At 68.3% G+C, this 19,692-nt stretch carries 14 protein-coding genes; 7 read left to right on the top strand and 7 right to left on the bottom strand.

Annotation, left to right across the window (positions count from 1 at the left end; translation table 11 throughout):
- Positions 1-78: 78 nt before the first annotated feature.
- The 6 genes from ACFJI2_RS21105 to ACFJI2_RS21080 are packed head-to-tail and all read left to right on the top strand — an operon-like array spanning position 79 to position 9,789.
- A complete protein-coding gene (locus ACFJI2_RS21105; RefSeq protein WP_377701742.1) occupies positions 79-1,719 on the top strand; it encodes a hypothetical protein in 1,641 nt (546 codons plus the stop codon).
- Complete coding sequence (locus ACFJI2_RS21100) at positions 1,716-3,380, top strand: hypothetical protein (RefSeq protein WP_377701741.1); 1,665 nt, start codon at positions 1,716-1,718, stop codon at positions 3,378-3,380. The genes ACFJI2_RS21105 and ACFJI2_RS21100 overlap by 4 nt, the downstream gene beginning before the upstream one ends.
- Before the next feature lie 23 nt (positions 3,381-3,403).
- Positions 3,404-3,874 (top strand): hypothetical protein, encoded by a 471-nt coding sequence (locus ACFJI2_RS21095; RefSeq protein WP_377701739.1) that lies wholly within the window; start codon positions 3,404-3,406, stop codon positions 3,872-3,874.
- A gap of 13 nt (positions 3,875-3,887) precedes the next feature.
- A complete protein-coding gene (locus tag ACFJI2_RS21090; protein WP_377701738.1) occupies positions 3,888-7,577 on the top strand; it encodes a tubulin-like doman-containing protein in 3,690 nt (1,229 codons plus the stop codon).
- 11 nt (positions 7,578-7,588) lie between these two features.
- Positions 7,589-9,073, top strand: coding sequence for a hypothetical protein (locus ACFJI2_RS21085; RefSeq protein ID WP_377701737.1), 1,485 nt, complete (start codon positions 7,589-7,591; stop codon positions 9,071-9,073).
- Positions 9,074-9,084: 11 nt separating this feature from the next.
- The gene (locus ACFJI2_RS21080) at positions 9,085-9,789 is read left to right on the top strand and encodes a hypothetical protein (RefSeq protein WP_377701735.1); all 705 of its coding nucleotides are present in this window, start codon (positions 9,085-9,087) and stop codon (positions 9,787-9,789) included.
- Positions 9,790-9,852: 63 nt separating this feature from the next.
- On the opposite strand, the gene ACFJI2_RS21075 is transcribed toward ACFJI2_RS21080, so the two are convergent.
- The 5 genes from ACFJI2_RS21075 to ACFJI2_RS21055 all read right to left on the bottom strand — a co-directional run bounded on the left by ACFJI2_RS21075 (position 9,853) and on the right by ACFJI2_RS21055 (position 15,224).
- Positions 9,853-11,208, bottom strand: a complete 1,356-nt coding sequence (locus ACFJI2_RS21075; protein ID WP_377701734.1) for a hypothetical protein — start codon at positions 11,206-11,208, stop codon at positions 9,853-9,855.
- Positions 11,205-12,038, bottom strand: a complete 834-nt coding sequence (locus ACFJI2_RS21070) for an ABC transporter ATP-binding protein (RefSeq protein WP_377701733.1) — start codon at positions 12,036-12,038, stop codon at positions 11,205-11,207. The genes ACFJI2_RS21075 and ACFJI2_RS21070 overlap by 4 nt, the downstream gene beginning before the upstream one ends.
- Entirely contained in the window at positions 12,031-12,426 is a 396-nt protein-coding gene (locus tag ACFJI2_RS21065; RefSeq protein WP_377701732.1) for a GntR family transcriptional regulator, read from the bottom strand. Before ACFJI2_RS21065 ends, ACFJI2_RS21070 begins: the two co-directional genes overlap by 8 nt.
- Before the next feature lie 73 nt (positions 12,427-12,499).
- Positions 12,500-12,898 (bottom strand): DUF6404 family protein, encoded by a 399-nt coding sequence (locus ACFJI2_RS21060; protein ID WP_377701731.1) that lies wholly within the window; start codon positions 12,896-12,898, stop codon positions 12,500-12,502.
- Between the two features lie 97 nt (positions 12,899-12,995).
- Complete coding sequence (locus ACFJI2_RS21055; RefSeq protein WP_377701730.1) at positions 12,996-15,224, bottom strand: molybdopterin-dependent oxidoreductase; 2,229 nt, start codon at positions 15,222-15,224, stop codon at positions 12,996-12,998.
- Between the two features lie 111 nt (positions 15,225-15,335).
- Here ACFJI2_RS21055 and ACFJI2_RS21050 point away from each other — a divergent pair, with 111 nt between their 5' ends.
- A complete protein-coding gene (locus ACFJI2_RS21050) occupies positions 15,336-15,644 on the top strand; it encodes an apolipophorin (protein ID WP_107873027.1) in 309 nt (102 codons plus the stop codon).
- A 76-nt stretch (positions 15,645-15,720) separates the two neighbouring features.
- Here the strand turns inward: ACFJI2_RS21050 and ACFJI2_RS21045 are convergent, their stop codons facing one another.
- Positions 15,721-17,547, bottom strand: a complete 1,827-nt coding sequence (locus tag ACFJI2_RS21045) for a diguanylate cyclase (RefSeq protein WP_377701729.1) — start codon at positions 17,545-17,547, stop codon at positions 15,721-15,723.
- Positions 17,548-17,928: 381 nt separating this feature from the next.
- Complete coding sequence (locus ACFJI2_RS21040; RefSeq protein WP_377701728.1) at positions 17,929-19,635, bottom strand: methyl-accepting chemotaxis protein; 1,707 nt, start codon at positions 19,633-19,635, stop codon at positions 17,929-17,931.
- Positions 19,636-19,692: the final 57 nt, after the last annotated feature.

Below are 19,692 nucleotides of genomic sequence, written 5' to 3'. Positions count from 1 at the left end.
GCGTTATGATGCAAAGAACAACTTGGGCTCGCGCAGGCGGAGCTCAGGTTCCGCAAGCGGATTATTTCGAGCATATACATGGCATACAGGTGGGAGACTTCCGACAGCGTCTGGCTGGAGGACGATGAAAGTGGACAATTTCAGCTGGCGTCCAGCCAGGGCTTGAGCCGCATCGAGTGGCAGGCGCAGGCGCGCAGCCGCTTGCCGGACGTGGCGCAGCTATTGGGCGCGTCGCTGCCTGCGGGCTGCGCGCATGCGGCCATTTATCCTGAAGGTTTTGCGTTTTGTCCGGAATGCGGCGCGGCGCTGCAGGTGTGCGCGCCGCCGGCGCCGCGCTTGCCCGCGTGGTGGGGGCCGAGCAGCGCGCCGCTGCCGGTGCACGAGGCGCCGCTGCCGCGCTATGCGCCGCACGGCTTGCCGCTGACGGCGCTGCCGCTGGCGGCCAGCCTGGAAACGCGTCCGCCTGAGCCGGAAGTGGGGCAGGCGGAGCTGAAAATTCCTGCGCCGCCGAACGCGGTGTGCATGTTTGCGGCGGCCGATTTCGGCTTTGCCGCGCAGCGCTTGCTGGCGCTGGCCTACACGCGCAATGTGCTGCAGTACTGGGACCCGGCCGCCGCGCGCTGGCATGTGATGACGTGCGAGGACCATTTGGCGGATTTGACGTTCAGCGCGTCGGCGTATGCGTGGCTGCCGGTGCATGGCGGTGCGGGCGGGCAGGCCAGGCGCGGCGAGGTGGCGCTGGTGCCGTCGGCGCAGGGGCTGGTGCGGCTGGTGATCAATCCGGTCAGCGAGAGTTTTCATACCGAGGTGGTGCTGTCGGCCAGGCTGGCGAGTGCGCCGGGCATGGTGGGGCGGCTCATGGCATGCCTGATCGTGGCGGCTGATGGGGTGCGCTTGTGGACGGCGGATGCCAACGGGGCGGATGGGGAGACGCTGGAGATTGCGGCGGAGCCGGCGGGTTACGCTGCGCTAACCCGCCCTACGGAGGCTGACGCCATCCCGGACCCGGATGCGGTTGACGTACCCGTAGGGCGGGTTGATAACCCGCCGCGCGCCGCCGACGGCGTCATTCCAGCCGATGGCTGGTCGCGTCCATTGAGCTATGACGGCAAGCTGATGTGGCTGCATGCGCTGGGCCATCTGGTGTGGCGGCCGGGCAGCGCGCCGCTATGGCTGCCGTGGCCTGCGGACTGGGCGCCGCGCCTGCAACTGGGGGCGCCGGCGCGCAGCCGCGACGGGCGCTTGTGGCAGATCGGCCATCACCACGGCCAGGGTTATTCTTTCCGCGAGCTGGGCGTGGCGCAGGCGCAGGAGCATGTGCTGCCGGATGGCGCGCGCCTGGGCTTCGGCACGCTGCTGTTCCGGCGCGGCCACCAGGTGAAGAACGAGCCGTGGGACGTGGAGAACGTGGAGGACCAGACGCGCGATTCGGCGCTGGTGCTGCCGCTGCTGGAGAACGTGAGCAGCACGCGCAGCCAGCCGACCGGCCTGGTGCTGCGCATGGAGCGCCCGCCGGCCAAGGCGGAGGATGCGCTGGGCGGCGCCGTGATCCAGCGCACGCTGATCGAGTGGGTGGGGCAGCGCAACGTGATACTGGACGAAGCGGTGCGCCTGTCGCATCCGGCCCAGTGCCAGCCCTTCGTGTATGACAATTGCCTGTGGCTGCACCACCCGAGCTGGAACGAGATTCGCGGCTGGCACTTGAAGGCGCTGCCATGATGGGGCCGCTGCCGTTGCCGCTGCCGTCGTTGACGCCGCTGCCCGTCCCTGCGGCTAGTGCGCGAGCCAGAGCGGCGCGCCGTGCGCCCGGCCGCGCCCCCGTTCGCCGGCGCGCGCGCTTGCCGCTGCATGCGGCAGCGCTGGCGCTGGCCGGTGCGCTGGCGATGCCGGCCGTGGCGCTGGCCGCGCCGGTGTCGCACGTCTTCCTGGTGCAGAACTCGGGATGGATGGAGCCGTTCTATACGGACCCGGCCTCGCAGTACAAGGCGCTGGTGACGGAGGTGGTGCTGGCCGCCATCCAGCCCGGCGATGCGCTGGTGCTGGCGGCCTTCAACCAGAGCCTGCCGGGCGCGCCGTCGCCGAAGGCCCTGCTGGCTGCGAAGGTGGACGACAAGCCGCAGCGCGCCGCCGTCGCCGGCGCGCTGGCGCCGCTGGCGGCCGCCAAAAAGCCGGGCAGCAGCGCGCTGGCCGACACGGATCTCGGCGAAGCCGTCAGCACGTCCATCTCCAGCGCGCTGGGCGGCAAGCCAGGCTTGATCTGGCTGTTCACCAACAACAAGAACAGCCCGAACAACGACCAGGCCACCGCACAGCGCAACCGCGAATTCTATGAGCTGATCCACCACGGCGGCGCCATCAGGAAGGCGCTGGCCTTCCCGCTGCACATGCCGGTGCAGGGCCGCTACAGCGCCAACGGCATGATGATCTACGTGTTCGCCATCGGCGACGAAGGCGCACGCGAGCTGGACGCGCTGCTGCGCACGGGACGCTTGCAAAAAGTGATCACCGAGCCGCCCGCGCGCCTCAAGCCGCTGGACCAGGACACCGTGCGCCTGTTCCCGGTGAAGGTCGAGAACGTGCCCGGCGTGACGTTTTCCACCCAGCCCAATGGCACCCTGCGCGCCGACATCGACGCGGGCGCCGCTTCCGCCGGTTCCGGTCCCGCCGCCCGCACCGCCGCAGCCGCGCCGGCGGGCATGCCTGCCGCGCGCATCCAGTGGCGGCTGGAGAACACGATTTACCCCTACACCATCACCAGTGCGCGCCTGGCCGCGCGCTCCGTGCTGGCTGGCGCGGAGAAGCCCATCGCGCTGGGCGCCGACGCTGTGCGCGGACTGGCTCCCGGCAAGTCGCAGCCGCTCGCGTCCACGATGGAGCTGCCGGTGGCGCACCTGCCCGGCAAGTGGTCGCTGGAAGCGGTGAAGGCTGCCGGTTCGGCCGCCGTGCTCCCCGGCGCCATCGAAGTGCAGCTGAGCGAGCAAAAGCTGGAGCTGTCGCAAGCCTTCCGCGAGCGCATGGCCGCGCTGTTCCCCGGCGACCCGCTGCCCGACATCTTCACGCCGCCCAGCCAGGTGCAAGGCTCGCGCGCCGTGCTGCCGCTGGAGGTGCGCATGCAGTTCGGCGTCGCGCCTTTGCTGGCGCTGCTCGGCGGCGTGGCTGCACTGCTGCTGGCGGGCGCCGGCGCAGTGATCGCCGCCACGCGCCCGCGCAAGGTGCAGGTCACCGTGGAGGGGGAGCTGCGCACGCTGCACGTCAAGGCCGGCAACAGCCAGCCGCTGTTCGACAAGGCCGGCAACAAGGTCGCCGTCCTGAATACCACCATGTTTGGAAACACACTGACGGACCTGCGCGAAGGCGCGCAAGTCCGTCTTGGCCGCTAAGCCCATATCGAGGATCAATCAGAATGCAAAACAATACCGACCCAGGCTTTAAGATCCCCGGCAACCAGGCCGACCCGAACGCCAAGCCGGCCAGCGAACCCGCGCTGTCGCCGGTGCCGCCCGGCGGCAGCGCTGCACCCGGCACGGCAGGCGCACCCGGTGCGCCCATCGAAGTGGCTCCGGTGCAGGGCGCCCCGGCCACCGACACCTCCACGCGCGACCTTGCCATCGGCGGCGCCGTGTTCCTGGTGCTGCTGATCGTCTTCTTCTTTGCCCGCAACGCTTATTCCAACCACCTGGTGCGCCGCCGCGTGGCGCCTTCCTCGGCCGACACGGCGGGCTGGCTCATGTTCTTCGGCCTGGCCTTCATGAGCGCGGCCGCGGTGCTGGCCATTATGAACGCCGGCAAATTCCTCACCGTGGCCATCACCGGCACCTTGCTCGTTCTCGGCATCGCCTCGCTGGCTGGCGCGCTGATCACCGGCCGCCGTTAAACAAGGAGCGACCATGGCAGAATTCCCGAACAATAGCACCGGCAAAAAAGCCGAACTCAAAGTCGACCTGCGCCCCACGCTGTTCATCGGCGCGGGCGGCACCGGCATGGAAGTGATGATGCGCATCCGCCGCCGCATCCTGTCGGCCGTGTGGAACCGCCGCCATCCCACGCGCGTGGAATCCATCGGCCAGTTCCCGGTGGCGCGCTTCCTGCACGTGGACCTGGACAGCGGCGCCGTCATCGACGAGGGCAAATCGCAGCGCACCGACCCGTGGTACGAGCTGGTGAAACTGAGCGACGAGGAACGCCTGGTCGAATCGATCGACCTGCAGCAATACCACGAGTCCGACGACAGCCTGGCGCGCTTCCCGCTGATCGAAAGCTGGATGCCGCTGCGGCCGAAGAAACTGCGCTCGCTGGGCATCGATCCGTCCAAGGGCGCGGGTCAGATCCGTGCCGTGGCGCGGCTGTACCTGTACGACAAATACCCCAAGCTGCGCGGCCGCATCAAGGGCGCGCTGAATTTCCTGAGCAGTAACGCCGGCAACGAGCGCAAGGAAAACTACCAGCGCCTTGGCCTGCAAGTCGATACGTCCAAGTTCCGCATCGTCGTCATTGGCTCCAACGCCGGCGGCACCGGCGCCGGCACCGCCATGGACCTGGGCTGGATCGCCAAGGCCATCGCGCGCCAGGAAGTGGCCGACAGCCAGGTGGACCTGGTGATGTTCATGCCGTCCGGTTACGCCAAGGCCAACAAGGAGCGCACCGAGGCCAACGCCTATGCCACCCTGATGGAACTGGAAACGGCCATGCGCGACATGAACGCGCAAGTGCGCTGGGCCGATCCGGACAGCCTTACCGGCCGCGGCGCGCCGTTCGACGACGTGTATTTCGTCGATACCGCCAACCTGGCCAACAAGGCCACGCAGGACGTGAAAGACGTCTACCAGATGGTGGCCGACTCGCTGTTCGAGGACTTCGCTTCGGCGGACTTCGCCAACCGCAAGCGCTCGGTGGCGGTCAACCAGCAGCAGCACAAGCTGGGACCGTTCAACCCGCGCGTGCCGGAGCAGCGCTTCGGCGACATGCGCCTGTCCTACTCCAAGGTGTACTCGGCCTTCGGCCAGGCGGTGCTGGACACCCAGCAAAGCCTGCGCGAAGACATCCGCGCCTACGAGCTGGCGGCCCTGATGGTGAAAGCCTTCTTCGGCCTGCTGGGCAGCGACGGCACCAAGGCGCGCCGCGCCGGCGACCAGGAGCGCGACATCTTCATGCGTGAGCAGATGGCGATGTCCGAGCATCCGTTCGATGAATTCCCGGACTTCAAAAAGGGCACGGTGGACGTCACGCCGTTCCAGGAATACGCGCTCACCGACCAGCTGCTGATGGACAAGGACGAGCGCTCGCTGCTGGAGCGGGTGGAAAGCAAGGTGCAGCTGGAGATCGACCGCATCATGGGCGACTACGAGCTGAAACAGTGGCGCGAGAAAGTGGCCGAGCTGCTGCCGCACCTGGAGCGCGACGCCATCCGCGAAGCCGGCGCCACCGCCGAGACCAGCGAGGACCGCCTGAAGCGCCACACTGCCGAGCTGCTGCAGCGCCTGAAGGGCCGTGCGCGCGAGCAGCTGTATGCGCTGCTGGACGACCGCAAGCAGGGCGGCCTGGAATTCGTGCTGTCTCTGCTGGAGCAGATCAAGGCGCGCATTTCGCAGCGCGACCTGGTGCACATGGAACGCAACGGCAAGCGCTACCGCGACATCCGCGACGCGCTGCGCACGCGCCAGGTGGAGGAGTCGCTGAACAACCTGTCGCAGGCCGCCGCCAAGATGTTCGGCAGCGAGGCGCAGTCGCGCGAAGTGATGGCGCACCTCAAGCGCGACATCGCCGACTACCTGCGCTTCCATATGCTGGCCGTGGCGGCCGGGCAGTCGGTGGAGCTGCTGCGCTCCATGTCGGCCTGGCTGGGCGACACGCAGTCGGTGGACGAACAGGGCCAGGCGGTGTGGAGCGGCATCGCCGGCGAGCTGCAGGAAGGCCGGCGCTGCGTGGAAGCCATGCTGGGCGCGGTGGACCAGCGCATCGCGCAACTGCGCGCGGATGCGCAGCACGAACACGCCACCTATATGAAGCTGGCCAGCGACACGGCGCCGGAAGCGGTGAAGCTCACTGGCGACATCAGCGTGTGGAGCGAGGAAGTGCTGCTGGAGTTCGGCGGCTCGGCGCGCCTGTTCCCGCAGCTGGGCGACGAGAAGCTGCGTTCGGCGCTGCTGCTCAAGCTGTTCCGCCGCGCGCAGACGCAGCTGAGCGCCGAGCATCTGCTGGAAGGCGAGGCGCCGCCGGACCCGCTGCTGGAGCGGCTGATGGCGATGTCGCCGCAGGAGCGGCAGCACACGTTCAACGAATGGATACGCAGCGCCATGCCGTGGGTGAACGCGCGCTTCTCGGCCGAGTTCACGCCGAATGCGGACCAGTTCAAGTGCTTCATCGGCGTGGGCGACGCGAACGCGTGGCGCAAGCTGGAGGCGGAGATCAAGGCGGCGGTGCCGACCGGCTTCTTCCATGGCGACCTGGTGAGCATCGTCAATACCGGCATCGGCGGGCGGGCGGTGTGCTACATCGAGTTGTCCGGCGTGCCGATGACGGTGCTGCGCGGCTTGCCGACGTGGCGCACGTCGTACCAGATCGAGAATCCGAAGATCCCGACGCATTTGCATTTCGACTCCACGCGCTTCCGCCATCCTATTGCGCCGTCGATGGATGAACTGAACCGGCTGGCGGACGACTATGAGTGGTTCCTGCAGGCGATTGCGTTGGGCGTCATCAAGCGCAAGGCGGACCTGGCGGACCGCGAGGCGCTGTTCCAGCCGCGCGGGCAGTATCTGTTTGAAGTCGAGCAGGGCTCGGGCGAGTGGCTGCAGATCGGGAATGAATTCGCCATCCGCTCCAATGGCTTGCCGGCCTATTACCGCGATCAGGTGATCGGCTCGGTGCAGCAGCGCCTGGCGCGCATGGGAGCGCACCAGTTCGTGCTGCTGGCGGCGCTGATGCGCTACTACCAGCACCGCGTGTATCAGCCCAAGCTGGAAGTGGATGAGACGGGGGCGGAGCTGCCGTCGCCGTCGCTACCCAATATCACGGCCAAGCGCTTGCACGACGAGTGGATGAAGCGCGCGCAGGCCTTGAGTGCGGGCTTGCAGGATGGGCCGGTCGCGCCGGTGGAACGCGCGCTGGAGGTGCTGACAGTGTGGAGCGATCCGGTGGCCGGGTCGTCCACGGACGCGTACAGCTGGGAAGTGCAGCATGCGGTGGACAAGCGCGTGCTCAAACCGGAGATGCTGGCCAGCGATGCCGCAGCAGCGTGGGTGTTGAGCGCCGGGCCTGCCGCTGCCGCTGCGGGCGCCACTGCTGCTGCACCGGCTGTCGCCGTGCCGACTATCGCTGCGCCGGCTGTTGCGGCTGCCGCCGCCATGCCTGCGCTGTACAAGGTGTTCGTCAACAAGACGCAGCAGGGGCCGTATGGGTTGCCGGAACTGGCGCAGCGCATCATGGCGGGCGAGGTGGACGGCAATACCAAGGTGTGGAACATGAAGTGGGTGCCGCGCGTGGACCAGTGGAAGCTGGCCAGCGAAATGCCGGACATCGCGCCGCTGCTGGGCGCGGCCATCCCGGATCCGCATGACGATATCCCCGATCCCGAATAAGGAAGGACGTAGTGACGTACCGTTGCATCAATAGCGATTGTGGCCGGAGTTTCCCGCGCCAGGTGAACTTCTGCCCGTTCTGCGGCACGCGGCAAGCCGCCGCCACGGCGCGACGGCCCGGGACGGCTGCTGCTGCGGGCCAGTCATCCGCTGCGCCCACGATCGCGCCCAACGCTGCGCCCACCGTTGCGCCTACCGCGCCGCCGCCACGGCGTCCGGCCAACGTGGGCAAGCAGGCTGCGGCCAGCGGCATCAAACCGGAGCGGTATGCGCCGCAGGACCTGCCGCCTGAAATAGAGCTGGATTCGGCGCCTGAGGACAATGCGCCGGCCATGACGCCCGAGCAGATCGCCACGTTGCAGGCGCGGCTCAACAGGGCGCGCGGCGTGTCGCCCGACGCCGACGCCGACGCCGCCACGCCGAACGCTGCAGCAGCCGGCACCGCCGCAGCCGCGGCTACGGGCACGGCCAAGGGCGGGCGCCCGGCAGTCGCGCAGGCCAGCACGGCTGGCGGCGCCGTGGGCACAGCGGGCATGGGCGGCAAACCTCCGCCGCCCGGCGCCGCGCGGCCGCAAGCCACGCCGCCGCTGCGCGAGCCGATCGGCCTGGGAACCTGGCTGCTGGTGGCCATGATCCTGGCCGTGATCTGGTACCTGGCCAAGCCCGCCAACAAGGAAGAACGCATCGCCGCGCGCGTCGAACAGGCCGAGAAACTGACCGTCGAATGCAAGCTGGACGACGCCCGCGCCGAACTGGCTTCGCTGCGGGCAGACAAGGCGCCCGCTGCCCAGATCCGCCGCGTGAACGACGCCATCACCGGCGCCGTCCTGGGCTGCGAAAAGAAACGCCAGCGCGCCAAGGCCTGGGCCGAGCTGAAGCCCGTGCTGGAAAACGCCGTTGAACGGTCGCCGCAAGCCGGAGCGCTGGACAACGCCGACAGCCGCCTGGCCGCCTTCGCCAGAAAATGGGGCGCGGACGACGATACCCGCGACTGGGACAAACGCATCGACGGCAAGAAGGCCGAACGGCTGCTTGACGAAGCCGACGCCTGCCTGCAGCGCGCCGACCGCGCCTGCCTGGAAGCCAAACTGCTGGCCGCCGAACGCTACAAGCGCCCCGAGCTGGAAGAGCGCATCCGCACGCTGCGCGAATCGCTGTCTCGCCTGCTGGAAGCCACTGTGCTGGAGCAGAAAGCGCCTCCCGCCATCGCCAACGACCCGCCGCGCGGCGTGCCCCCACCGCTGGTCATCACCACCTCGCCGCAGACCGCGCAAGCATCCCAGCAGGCGCGCAAGATCCTGGCCGACGCCGAGCGTGAGCTCAGTCAAGGCAATTACAAGGGCGCCATGGACAAGGCGGAGATTTGTGCCACGATGATCGATGTCGGCAACCGCGAATGCCTGGGCCTGAAGCAGCGCGCAGAACGCTTGAACCGCGACATGCTGCGCTGTGTGGCCAGCGGCGCGGACTGGATTAACGACCGATGCCAACCATGATGGAGGCGTACATGAAACGAACTCTCAGCCTCACCCTGATCGCTACGCTGCTGGCCGGCTGCGCCGCGCCCGACAACGGCGGCCGCTATGGCCAGCGCAACGACGGCGGCCGCAGCTCCGGCACGGAAGGCAGCGCCGCGCAGAACGCGGCGGCAGGCGCCGCCATCGGCGCCGTGGCCGGCTGCGCGCTGGCCGCCATCGCCGGCAAGAAGTGCGCAGAGGGCGCGGCCATCGGCGCGGCCATGGGCGCCGCCATCGGCTGGACCACTTACTCCGAAAAGGTCGCCACCGCGCAGACCGTCAACAACGAAGCGCGGCGCGAAGGGCTGGCGGTGCCCAGCAACGAGATCCGGCTGAAACAGTATGACGTGTTCTCGTCCGCCAGCGTGGCGCGCGCCGGCGGCGATCCGGTGCAGGTGGTGGGCAACATCAAACTCTACGGGCAGTCGCAGCGCGTGCCGGAAGTGGTGCAGAGCATGACGCTGCTGAAGGCCAACGGCGAGAAAGCCTCCGACAAGCCGCAGATCGCGCGCGTGGAGCGTGTCGACGGCGCGGGCCAGTACCGCGCGGTGGGCGTGTACAAGATCCCGCGCGGCATGGAGCAGGGCCAGTACACGGTGCAAAGCGTGCTGCTGCTGGACGGCCGCGAAGTGGCGCGCCGCACCGCCATGTTCCAGGTGGCGCAAGCCGCCGCGCCCGCGCTGGCGCAGCGCTGAGTTCATCTCAGCTTCAGATAAGCGAGCAGCCTGCGCGGCGTCCACAGGCGCCAGGCCTCCTCCTTAGGGCTGCATGTTGCGCAGCAGTTTTTCCGGGGTCCACCTGCGGTTGGCGAGGTAGATGCAGGCGGCCGTGGCGGCGGCCAGGAACAGCACGTACCAGGGGCCGATGGTCCAGCCGGGCAGCGCCGGCCGGCCATACAGCACTGCCGCGCCGGCGGCGATGGCGACGGCGACCAGCGCGGTCAGCGCGAGCGGGGGCAGCGCCCGGACCAGCACCGCCGCGCTGGTGGCGAACACCAGTTCAAGCGGCAGGATGGTGACCTTCAGCACGCTGGCGAATGCCTCCGCCGGCGCCGTGCCCATGGCGATGCGCGCTGCCAGGTAGACGGCGGCGACGAGCAGCATGGCCGCTGCCTGGAACGTCAGCGTGGACAGCAGGATGTGCGTGCCGATGCGCTTGCGCTGCAAACCGCCCGGCAGCAGCAGGCCGCGCCAGTGCAGGTCGCGCACGGCCAGCTTCCCGGTGGTCATCATGCAGACGAAGAACAGGCCGATGGCGCGCAGCGGGCTGGCGGCGCTGTTCCAGTGTACCGTCAGCAACTGCAGCAGCACGACGTAGAACAGGATTTCGCCGTTCATCAGCATGGCCAGTTTTTGCAGAGGGCCGAGCACCGCCGGCGTGTTGTCGTCCGCAGCCTGGCGCTGCCACTGCAGCACCGTGTAGCGCCGCATGAACGCGGAGATGGGGTTCTGGCGTGGCGGCGCGGGCGCGGCCGCCAAGCTGCCGCCAGCCGGCAGCTTGCCGCCGTGGCGGCGCCATATGGCCCATGCCAGCGCCGGCCATGCAAGAGCGAGCGCCAGCAGCAGCGCAGCCGGGAGCGCGGCGAACCACGCCAGCGCCGGGCCGGGGCCGTGCGCCAGCAGCACATACAGCAGCAAGCCGGTTCCGAGCAGTTTGACGCCATGCCGCAGCAGGCGCGGCGCCATGCCCGCTTGCGCCATGGCGCGCAGCACGGCGCCGCATAGCAGCAGGGACAGCAGCGCGGGGCCGGCCAGCCAGAAAGTGGTGGAGGCGGGCATGGCCAGCTGCACGGCCGCGCCTGTGCTGATCGCGGCCCAATAGCGCGTCATGGTGGCCAGCCAGGTCCGCAGCCAGGCGTGCCATAGCGTGGCGGGCGCGCGGTGCACGTTGAGTACGCGCACCGCGTCGCACAGGCCCAGCCCGTGGTAGTGGGCGATGGCCAGCAGGACGGCGCAGCCCAGGCCCAGCATGAGCTGGATGGCGGTGTCGGCGCCGCCGCCATGGCCGGTCGACACCGTCAGCAGGCACACCCAGTACACGCCGAGGCAGGCCAGCATGATCTTGGCCACCGACGTGGTCATCGGCGGCACTACGGGCAGGGCGGCGGTTTTCATGTGTTCAGTTCCATGAACAGTTCATCCAGGGTCAGGGCGCGGCCGGCGTCGGCCAGGTGCGGCGCGCGGCGGCTGTCGACCAGGACCTGGCCGCTGGAGCGGCCGCGCCAGACCACCGCGCCGGCCGGCGGCTCGCTGCCCGGCGCCGCCAGGCGGTAGTGCTCCAGCATCGCGTCCCAGCTGTCGAAGGCTTGCAGGCGGCCGTCGCGGATAAAGGCCACGTGCGACACCACCCGTTCGAGGTCGCTCAGGATGTGGCTGGAGATGAGGATGGTGCGCTGCTGCTGGCGTTCCGGCTCGCCGCTGAAGATGGCGCGCATGAACTCGCGCCGCGTGAGCGGGTCCAGGCTGGCCACCGGCTCGTCGAACAGCAGCACGTCCGGGTCATGCGCCAGGGCCAGCACGACGGACAGCTTTTGCTGGTCGCCGCCGGACAGCTTGCTCACGCTGGTGGACAGCGGCAGGTCCAGCCGCAGCGCCAGCGCCAGGCAGCGCTCCTCGTTCCAGCGCGGGTAGGCGCGGCCTATGGTTCGCAGGTGCTCCAGCACCGTCATCCAGCCGAACAGGTCGGGCGTCTGCGCCACGTAGCCGAGGCGTTCGCGCACCGCGTCGCTCAGGTCCAGCGACGGGCAGCCCAGCAGCGTGCTGCTGCCCGCATCCGGCGCCACCAGGCCGGCCAGGCATTGCAGCAGCGTGGACTTGCCGGCGCCGTTGCGTCCCACCAGGCCAACCACGGCGCCGGCGGGAATGTCCAGGGAAATGTCGCGCAGCACGTCGCGCTGTTTGCGGTGCAGCGTGAGGCCGCGGGCGCGGATGACGGAGTCAGTCATGGTGTTCCTTTGCGGAGGAGGTGTTGATGCACTGTTCAAATAGCTTGAGCGCGTCGGCCGGGGCGATGCCGAGCTGGCGCGCCATCTGTGCGGCCGCCTGCAGCGCGGGCTGCAGCATGGCGGCCTTGTCCTGCGGGGTGGAAGCCGGCTGCGCGTCGGCGATCACCATGCCCAGGCCGCGCCGGCGCGCCAGCAGGCCCTCGGCTTCCAGCAGGCTGTAGGCCTTGCTCACGGTCATGGGGTTGATCGCGTGGTGCTGCGCCACCGCGCGCACCGATGGCAGCTCGTCGCCCGGCATGAGCTGCCCGCTGGCCGCCAGCCGGCGCACCTGCTCCACGATCTGGCGGTAGATCGGGATGGGGGAAGTGGGGGCGATGTCGAAGTTCATGCGAATTAGTGTATCACTACATCAATACACTTGGGAGAAAAAAACCGATCCGTGTGGATCGGCAGGAACGGGATCAGCGCGGCAGGGAGGCGCAGGGCATGGCGCTGCATTTGTCCGCCGCGCCCGCGTCCAGTTCGTCCCACGAGGGCAGTGCGTGCACCCGCTTGCCGTAGGCGTAGTAGCCGGCCATGCCCAGGCCGAACGCCACGCCGGCCAGTGCGGCGATGCCGGCGGCGCGCAGCGGCCCCTGGCTGCCCTGCCACAGCGTCAGCCACATGAAGCCGCCCCAGACCAGGCCAAACAGCGCGCCGCTGAACAGCGCGTTGTACAGGAAGCTGCAAAAATGCGGCGGCCGCGCGTCCACCCCCATGCGCCACAGCAGGCGCAGCGCGGGCGGCTGGTAGTTGCCCGGCTTGATGGAGGTGCGCCGCAGCAGTTGCAGGGCGGCGTTCCGCTTGTCGAGATTGGTCATGGCTGCCACGGGGATGGGGTGGAGATGTTAAACAGTTTAGCAAGCCGATGTCCCGCAAAACTATTGAAATCTCACGATTTCTGCCCGTGTTTGCAAGTCACACAGGCGCCATCGTGATCGGCACGCCGGACAGCACGGCATTGCCGGACAGCGGGTCGCGCAGGTTCTCGTCCAGCAGCACGTTCAGGTTCACGCCGGGGCGTTCGGCCGCCACGCCCATCTGCGTGCCGGGCAGGTTGTGGCCCCAGCCGTGCGGCAGGCTGACCACGCCGGGCATCATGTCGCCGCTCACTTCCACCTGCACCTCGATCTGGCGCGCGCCGTTGCGTATCGTGGCCTGGCCGCCGTCGGCCAGCCGCAGGCGGTGCGCGTCTTCCGGGTGCACCAGCGCCGTGCAGCGGTAGGCGCCCTTGGCCAGCACCGGCAGGTTGTGCATCCAGCTGTTGTTCGAGCGCAGCTGGCGGCGGCCGATGATGACCAGCTCCGCCGCCGGCGAGGCCAGGTCGGCCGCCACGCGTGCCAGGTCGTCCAGCAGCAGTTGGGGCGCCAGTTCGATCTGGCCGGACGGCGTGCGCAGCGCTTCGGGGATGCGCTGGGTCATCGGGCCGAGGTCGATGCCGGAGGGCGCGGCCTGGATCTTGGCCAGGGTCAGTCCGCCGGGCGCGCGGCCGAACTGGTCGCCATAGGGGCCGCTGCGCAAGCCCAAGTCCAGCAGGCGCTGCACGCCGCGCTGCGGGGCCAGCATGCCCAATACCGCGTCCGCCAGCGGGCCGACGGATTTTTCCAGCTCCTCGCGCAGCAGTGCGTCGTCCAGCGCGTCGATGTCCGCATCCGCACCCAGGCCCTTCACGATGGCTGCCAGGCGCAGCAGGGTTTCCCACTCGTCCGGCTGGCCGCCGCTGCGCGCCAGTACCGGCGGGCTGTAGCGCGCGTGGTTGCGGTGCGAGAACTGGGTGAAGGTCACGTCGTAGTGCGCGTCCTCCAGCGGCGACACGCCGGGCAGGATCACGTCCGCATGGCGCGACGTTTCGTTGAGGTAGATGTCCATGCTGACCATGAATTCCAGCTGCTCCAGCGCGGCCGCCAGGCGCGGGCCGTTGGGCGCCGACAGCACCGGGTTGCCGGCGATGGCGATCAGCGCCTTCACCTGGCCGGGGCCGGGCGTGTCGATTTCCTCGGCCAGGCAGGTGATGGGCAGCTCGCCCGCCACTTCGGGCGCGCCCGACACGCGGCTGCGGTAGCGCCCGCTGGTGATGCCGCGTCCCGTGCCGGGCTTGCCGCGCGTGTTGGCAGCGAAGGCGGCCGCCTTCGGGAACATCATGCCGCCTTCCTCGTCCAGGTGGCCGGTGAGGATGTTGACCACGTCGATCAGCCACGAGGCCAGCGTGCCGTACTGCTGGGTGCAGGTGCCGATGCGGCCGTACACCGCCGCGTGCGCGGTGGAGGCCAGCGTGCGCGCCAGCTCGCGCATGGTGGCGGCGGCTATGCCGCAGCGCGCGGCCACGGTCTCGGGGGCGTAGGGGCGCACGGCGGCCTGCAGTTCGTCCATGCCGGCCAGATGCCCGGCGAGCCGGCCGGGCTGGACGAGGTTTTCGTCGAACAGCGCATGCACCAGGCCGAGCAGGAAGAATACGTCGGCGCCGGGGCGGATGAAATGGTGCTCGTCGGCCACGGCGGCCGTCTCGGTGCGGCGCGGGTCCACCACCACGATCTTGCCGCCGCGCGCGCGCAGCGCCTTGGCCTTGCCGCGGAAGTCCGGCACCGTCCACAGGCTGCCGTTCGACACCATGGGATTGGCGCCCAGGATCAGCAGGAACTGCGCGCGCTCGATATCGGGCACTGGCACCGACAGCCAGGAGCCGTACATCAATCCCACCGACAGCATTTTCGGCACCTGGTCCACGCTGGACGCCGAATACATGTTGCGCGTGGACAACGCTTTCGCCAGTTTCGGGAAGTAAAGCATTAAGCTCATTTTGTGCGACACCGGGTTGCCCAGTACAGTGGCTACGGCATGCGGTCCGTCGCGCGCGATGATGGGCGGCAGGCGGCGCTCGATTTCGGCATAGGCTTCCTGCCAGCTGGCCGGCTCGAAGACGCCGTTGCGCTTGACGAGGGGAGTGCGCAGGCGGTCGCCGTCCTCGTGCAAGTCCTTCAGGCCGACTGCTTTCGGGCACAGAAAGCCGGCGCTGAACACATCGGCCTCGTCGCCGCGCACGCGCAGCACCTGGTCTTGCTGGAGTTCCACTTCGAGGCCGCAGCTGGCCTCGCAGAAGGGGCAGATGCGGCGCGCGGTGCGGGCTGGCTGGTCGGCTTGCTGGTCCATGACGGCTTCCTCTAAAAAGTGAACGCTCGTGCTATTGTCAGGATTTGTTACATTGATGTCAATCGTGTTTTACTTGCCCAGGTGTATGCTGAGCTTGTTAGGAGAACAATTATGAAACCAAGGAACTTATTCTACGCCGCACTGGCGGTCGCCATCGTGGTGGCCAGCCTGACGGGCTGCCAGAAGCAGCCGGAAGCGGGCGCAGGCCCGGCCGAGCAAGCTGGCCGCAAGCTGGACCAGGTCACGCAGAAAGCCGGCGCCGAATTGACGCAGGCCGCGCGCGACACCAACGAGCAGCTCAGCGAAGCGGCCAAGAAGACCAGCGAGAAGCTGAACGAAGCGACCGAGGAAGCCGGCCGCAAGATCGAAAAAGCCGGCGAAAAGATCCAGGAATCCGCCCGCGAAGCGCGCGACAAGTAAGCCCCGAAAATGGGGTCAGGGTTAATTTTCCAGGAAATCTTTCCTGGAAAATTAACCCTGACCCCGATTTTGAGGTTTAGATTTTGAGGGCGGGCTTGAGGGGGACGACGTTGCTGTGCTCGCCCGGCGGGGGCGGGACTTCGGGTTCGCCGCCCAGCACCACGCTGAGCTCGACGAAGCCGGCGCGCCAGGCGCGCTCGAGGTCTTGCTCGATCGCTTCCATCGAGGTCTGGTGGAAGCGGTCGAAGCCGCGCACGCCGTAGGCGCGGTTGCGGCCGTGGGCCTTGGCCAGGTAGAGCGCCATGTCGACCAGGTTGACGGCGCGCTCCCACGGCAGCGGCGTCTCGGCCGGCACCAGCGGGAAGGGCGCGAAGCCGACCGATACGTTCACGCTGAACCGGTGGTTCTGGTATTCGATCTGCTGCGAGGAGATGCTGACCAGGATGCGGCGCGCGATCTCTTCCACGCCGCTGCGCGGGATGGCCGGCAGGAAGGCGAGGAATTCTTCGCCGCCCCAGCGCACGATCATGTCGGTCTCGCGCAGCGCTTCGCGCAGGGTGGCGGCAATCATCTTGAGCACCACGTCGCCGGCCGCGTGGCCATAGGTGTCGTTGACGTGCTTGAAGTGGTCCACGTCCAGCAGGAATAGCGCGCCGACGATGTCTTCGCCGCCCGGGCCGCGCTTGTCCACCTGGTTGTGGGTGCGCATGAATTCCTGGAAGTGGCGCCGGTTGTAGAGCGAAGTGAGCGGGTCGAGCGAGCTTTGCACCTTCAGTTCCAGGTTCTTCACTTCGAGCTGGGCGTTGGCGTGCCGCACCTTGCGGTACAGCAGGCCGACGATGGCCGAGGCCAGCGCGAACACCACCGCCAGCAGCCACCAGATGCGCTGCTGCAAGCGGCGGTTGTCCAGCTCGGTGCTCTTGACCTGGTTTTCGCGGCTCAGCAGTTCGATCTGGCGCTGCTTCTTCTCGGTCTCGTACTTTTCCTGCATGTCGTACACGGCCTTCTGGCGCTCCTGCTCGAACAGCGCTTCGGAGATGGCGCGCTCGCGGTGGTAGGCCGACACGGCGCCGCGCAGGTCGCCGGCGCGTTCGAGCGCCTGGCCGTATTCCTTCAGGATCACCTGCAGTTCGGGCTGGTCGCCGGTCTTTTCGTAGTACAGCAAGCCGGCGTCGAAGTGCTTCCTGCCCTCGGCCAGGTTGCCCATGCCGAGGTGGGCCTGGCCCAGGTTGACCAGGGCGGTGGCGCGCGTGCTGGCATCGCGCGTTTCGGCCGACGCGGCCAGCGCTTCGCTGGCGTAGCGCAGCGCGCGCGGGTAGTCGTGCTCTTTCAGGTAGCTGTCCGACAGATTGACCAGGGTGTTGGCGGTGAGCGTCTTGGCGCCCATCTTGCGCGCCACTTCCAGCCCGGCTTGCAGCGCGGCCAGCGCGCGCTTGGGCTGGTGCGAGTCGATCGCCAGGCCGTACTCCGTGCCCTTGGCCGTGGCCAGCCGGCCGGGCGAGTTGAGCTTTTCGGCCACGCGCACCGACTCGTCCAGGATTTCCCAGCCCTTGTCGTATTCCTTCATCTGCGTGTAGAGCAGGGCCAAGGCGTTGAGCGCGCTGGCCAGCGGCACCATGTCGTCCAGCTGGCGGCCCAGGTCGACGGCGGTTTGCAGCTTGCCTAGCGCGGCCGGGAAGTTGCCCTGTTCGGCGTAGGACTGGCCGGAGGTGATGGTGGCCTGCACGCGCAGCGCCAGGTCGGAAGTGCCGTTGGCCAGCTTTTCCGCCTCGAAGGCGAGCTGGTGCGAGGCCTTGCGGTCGGCCATGGACGAGAACACATAGGCCTTGGTGAGCAAGCCCTTGGCCAGGATGGCCTGGCTGTTCTGCAGGCGGCCGAAGGAGATCAGTTCCTCGGACAGCATGAGGGCGGTTTCCAGCTGGCCCAGCGCGCGCCAGGCGTTGCTGAGCTGGGACAGGAATTCGGCCTTGGTGGCGGCCGGCGCGGCGCGCGCGGGCCGGCTCCATCTTTTGCAGCAGCACCAGTGCCTTGTCGGGCACGTAGCGCGCCTGGTCGCGGATTTCGGCGATGCTGGCGTCCATGGCGGACTGGCCCCAGGCCAGCGCGGGCGCGAGGATGCAGCTGGCCGCCAGCAGGCGCATGCCACGCGAAATCGACTTATCCCTGAAGCCAGCCAACGTATTGTCCTTGTATGTGCACCGCAAGATGTCTGGACAATTATATTCTTGTTGCAGGCGAGAAATCGGCTTCAGGGAGGAGATTTTCGTCAAAAACGCACAGTTTATTAGTGCAATTGCAAGTGCATAGGCCTCGCGGCGGGCTCGCCTCGCTGCAGGTGGAAGATGCTGACTGCGCGCGACAGCGCCTGGGCCTGCTCCTGCAGGCTTTCGGCGGCGGCCGCCGCCTGTTCTACCAGCGCGGCGTTCTGCTGGGTGATGGCGTCCATGTCGGTCACCGCCTGGTTCACTTCGGCGATGCCGGTGCTTTGCTCCTGGCTGGCGCTGGTGATCTCGCCCATGATGGCGGCCACCTGGCGCACCGAGGCCACGATCTGTTCCATGGTCTGGCCGGCTTCGTCCACCAGGCGGCTGCCGGTGTCGACGCGCTCCACCGAGTCGCCGATCAGGACCCGGATTTCGCGCGCGGCGGCCGCGCTGCGCTGGGCCAGGTTGCGCACCTCGGAGGCCACCACGGCGAAGCCGCGGCCCTGTTCGCCGGCGCGCGCCGCTTCCACCGCCGCGTTCAGCGCCAGGATGTTGGTCTGGAAGGCGATGCCGTCGATGGTGCCGATGATGTCGGCGATGCGGCCCGAGCTTTCCTTGATGGCGCCCATGGTGCTGACCACCTGCGCCACCACCGCGCCGCCCTTGCTGGCCACTGCGGACGCGGTGCCGGCCAGCTGGTTGGCCTGGCTGGCGCTGTTGGCGTTCTGCTGCACGGTGGAGGTCAGCGTTTCCATCGAGCTGGCGGTTTCTTCCAGCGAGCTGGCCTGCGATTCGGTGCGCGCCGACAGGTCGGCGTTGCCCAGCGCGATCTCGTTGGTGGCCGTGGTCATCTGCTCGGCGCTGCCGCGGATCTCGCCTATCATGCGCGCCAGGCTGCTGTTGATGGTGGCAATGGCTTGCATCAGCGTGCCGATCTCGTCCCGGTGGCGCACCGTGATGTCGGCGCTCAGGTCGCCCGCCGCGATGCGCTCGGCGGCGGTGATGGCCGTGCCGAGGTCGCGCTTGAGCTGGCTGTAGATGAAGCGCAGCCCGGCCACCGGCACCGCCACCGACAGCAGCACCAGCACCACGGCCAGCGTGAAGGCGGTGCGCACGGCCTGCTCGGCGTCGTGCACGGCGGCGCCGGTGCGGGTGTCGAGCGCGGTCAGGAATTCGTTCACCGGCTGCATGATGCGGGCCTTGTTCTGGTGGTAAGCCTGGTCGTGCATCAGCTTGCGGGCCTGCTCCAGGTCCGGTTCGCCCTTGCGCGTGAACTTGCCGCTGCCGTCGTCGAACAGGCCCTTGACGGCGTTCATGGCGGCCACTTCGGTGCGCACCAGCGCGTCCGAATTGTCCTGCGCCGCTTTCAGGCTGGCGAATTCCTGGTCGCTGAAGCCGGCCTGTTTCATCAGATCCTGCAGCGGCACGGCCTGGCCGCTGGCGGGCGGCGCCGGCACGCCGCCGGCCACGAAGTCCCAGTAGATGCGCTCGTAGTGTTCGGGGCGCGGCTTCTTGCCGTTGCGGATGTCGAGGATGTCGTTGTATTGCTGCTCGTAGCGGGCGTCGCCCGTCACCACGTAGGTGCGCGCCAGCCGGGTCAGGTCGTCCGAGCTCTGGCGCAGTTCGTCGGCCAGCATGTAGGAGTGGTAGCGCGCCTGGTGGGCTTGCGTGGCCGCCGCCTCGCGTTCGCTGACCCGCATCATGGACCACAGCGTCATGGCCGCCAGCAGCAGGGTGACGGTGAGCAGGGAAATGAAGGCTTGCTTAATGGAAAGGTGCGGGATCATGGCAGACACTCCTTGGCTGTGTGTGCCGAGTATCTGCCATGCGTTGCGGAAAGGAAC

It is taken from the genome of Pseudoduganella sp. UC29_71 (assembly GCF_042693265.1).
Taxonomy (GTDB): Bacteria; Pseudomonadota; Gammaproteobacteria; order Burkholderiales; family Burkholderiaceae_D; genus Rugamonas.
This window is presented reverse-complemented; position numbering and strand designations above follow the sequence as displayed.

Excerpts from the sequence above, each read along its gene's own strand:
- ACFJI2_RS21070 (WP_377701733.1), bottom strand. The coding sequence starts at position 12,038 with ATGACTGACTCCGTCATCCGCGCCCGCGGCCTCACGCTGCACCGCAAA.
- ACFJI2_RS21080 (WP_377701735.1), top strand. The coding sequence starts at position 9,085 with ATGAAACGAACTCTCAGCCTCACCCTGATCGCTACGCTGCTGGCCGGC.
- ACFJI2_RS21100 (WP_377701741.1), top strand. The coding sequence starts at position 1,716 with ATGATGGGGCCGCTGCCGTTGCCGCTGCCGTCGTTGACGCCGCTGCCC.
- ACFJI2_RS21050 (WP_107873027.1), top strand. The coding sequence starts at position 15,336 with ATGAAACCAAGGAACTTATTCTACGCCGCACTGGCGGTCGCCATCGTG.
- ACFJI2_RS21090 (WP_377701738.1), top strand. The coding sequence starts at position 3,888 with ATGGCAGAATTCCCGAACAATAGCACCGGCAAAAAAGCCGAACTCAAA.
- ACFJI2_RS21040 (WP_377701728.1), bottom strand. The coding sequence starts at position 19,635 with ATGATCCCGCACCTTTCCATTAAGCAAGCCTTCATTTCCCTGCTCACC.
- ACFJI2_RS21055 (WP_377701730.1), bottom strand. The coding sequence starts at position 15,224 with ATGGACCAGCAAGCCGACCAGCCAGCCCGCACCGCGCGCCGCATCTGC.
- ACFJI2_RS21075 (WP_377701734.1), bottom strand. The coding sequence starts at position 11,208 with ATGAAAACCGCCGCCCTGCCCGTAGTGCCGCCGATGACCACGTCGGTG.
- ACFJI2_RS21060 (WP_377701731.1), bottom strand. The coding sequence starts at position 12,898 with ATGACCAATCTCGACAAGCGGAACGCCGCCCTGCAACTGCTGCGGCGC.
- ACFJI2_RS21065 (WP_377701732.1), bottom strand. The coding sequence starts at position 12,426 with ATGAACTTCGACATCGCCCCCACTTCCCCCATCCCGATCTACCGCCAG.
- ACFJI2_RS21045 (WP_377701729.1), bottom strand. The coding sequence starts at position 17,547 with ATGCTGTCCGAGGAACTGATCTCCTTCGGCCGCCTGCAGAACAGCCAG.
- ACFJI2_RS21105 (WP_377701742.1), top strand. The coding sequence starts at position 79 with ATGGCATACAGGTGGGAGACTTCCGACAGCGTCTGGCTGGAGGACGAT.
- ACFJI2_RS21095 (WP_377701739.1), top strand. The coding sequence starts at position 3,404 with ATGCAAAACAATACCGACCCAGGCTTTAAGATCCCCGGCAACCAGGCC.